Origin of the sequence: Vibrio sp. ZF57 (assembly GCF_001691235.1) — a bacterium.
GTDB classification, from domain to species: domain Bacteria; phylum Pseudomonadota; class Gammaproteobacteria; order Enterobacterales; family Vibrionaceae; genus Vibrio; species Vibrio crassostreae_C.
In genome coordinates this window covers 1-1,609 of record NZ_MAKD01000030.1, presented here as the reverse complement: position 1 = coordinate 1,609, position 1,609 = coordinate 1, and the positions used below count along the sequence as shown (strand labels likewise).

General features: G+C 42.6%; 1 protein-coding gene and 2 tRNA genes. 1 reads left to right on the top strand and 2 read right to left on the bottom strand.

Annotation, left to right across the window (positions count from 1 at the left end; genetic code table 11):
• Positions 1-134 precede the first annotated feature (134 nt).
• Positions 135-1,170, top strand: a protein-coding gene (locus A6D97_RS21405; protein ID WP_102394396.1) for an IS630 family transposase whose coding sequence is annotated in 2 segments (ribosomal slippage) — positions 135-593 and positions 595-1,170 — 1,035 coding nt in all. Because the reading frame shifts where the segments join, the coding sequence is not laid out codon by codon here.
• A 123-nt stretch (positions 1,171-1,293) separates the two neighbouring features.
• Here A6D97_RS21405 and A6D97_RS03650 read toward each other — a convergent pair.
• Together A6D97_RS03650 and A6D97_RS03645 are read right to left on the bottom strand one after the other, a co-directional pair.
• A tRNA-Trp gene (locus A6D97_RS03650) sits at positions 1,294-1,370 on the bottom strand.
• A gap of 35 nt (positions 1,371-1,405) precedes the next feature.
• Positions 1,406-1,482, bottom strand: a tRNA-Asp gene (locus tag A6D97_RS03645).
• Positions 1,483-1,609: the final 127 nt, after the last annotated feature.

Sequence of the window (1,609 nt, the reverse complement as noted above, 5' to 3'; positions counted from 1 at the left end):
TGTGTACAAGAGATTGGATTGACCTGATCAGTTAATTTTCCGGATTGGTATAAGCTGCCGCTTTGAAGTATTCATACCAATTAAAGTAAAAATGTGATCTAATTAAGATTGATGAATTATTGTGAAATTTAGCCATGGATAGCCTTAATAACACTGACTTCAAAAAGCTTGCGAGCCAGCAAAAAACCATTCAGATGAAGATGCGTTTACTTGCGCTCGCACACTTTAAAGACGGCCTCTCTCGTACACAAATTGCAAAATCTCTCAAAGTCAGTCGAACCAGTGTCAATAAATGGGTTCGGATTTTTTTTGAAGAAGGCCTAGAAGGACTTCAAGAAAAACCTCGGACTGGTAGGCCTGCATACCTCACCGATGAGCAGCGGGCTCAACTCAGTGCCTTCATAAAAAAAGAAGCTGAATCACCTTCTGGTGGCCGCCTTGTTGGAAGCGATATACATGACTACATCGTTAAACACTTTGACAAGCACTACCACCCTAATTCCATCTATTATCTCCTCGACCACATGGGTTTTTCTTGGATAACTTCTCGTTCCAAACACCCTAAACAATCACAGCAAATACAGGACGATTTTAAAAAAATTCCAAATCGAAACGATCCTTAAGATCCCCGGCCATATTGGGCTAGAGAGTGTTGATGTCTGGTTTCAAGACGAAGCTAGGTTTGGTCAGCAGAACACAACAACACGTCTTTGGGCTACTCGTGGAACGAGACCTCGCGTAGTAAAACAGCAGCAATTTGAATACGCTTATTTGTTTGGCTCAGTGTGCCCATCGAGAGGGATTGGTGAGGCAATGGTCGTCCCTTGGGTTAACAAAGACATCATGATAAACCATCTAGAGCAGATATCTAAAGTCACAGAAAAAGACCGTCATTCAGTGGTAATAATGGATGGCGCAGGATGGCATACCGATGATATTGCTAACCCATTTGATAATGTCAGTATTATCAAATTGCCGCCATACTCACCAGAGCTTAACCCTATAGAGCAAGTGTGGAGTTGGTTAAGGCAACACTATCTAGCAAACCAAAACTTCATTGATTATAACGATATTGTTTCGAAGGTCTGTAGCGCTTGGAATGGATTTCTTGAGTGCAAAGATCGCGTCACAAAAATGTGTACAAGAGATTGGATTGACCTAATCAGTTAATTTTCCGGATTGGTATAACGATTAGAGATGTTGAGATAATTTGTAGCAGTAGAGCTTCGTTGTTCATTTATCTATACCGGAAAAAGCAAAAAGGCTCTAGTCTTTCGACTAGAGCCTTAAATATGGCAGGGGTGGAGAGATTCGAACTCCCAACACGCGGATTTGGAATCCGCTGCTCTGCCAATTGGAGCTACACCCCTATTTTCAGTTTTAAAGAGCTGAAACTCTGAATAAGTGGCGGAGTGGACGGGACTCGAACCCGCGACCCCCGGCGTGACAGGCCGGTATTCTAACCAACTGAACTACCACTCCGCAGTGGAATACTTGTCGTCGCTGACAAGTCGTTCATAACACTTTTTGTCTTCACTTTTAAAAAAGTGAAAATAAATTTAAAGCCTGGCGATGTCCTACTCTCACATGGGGAAGCCCCACACTACCA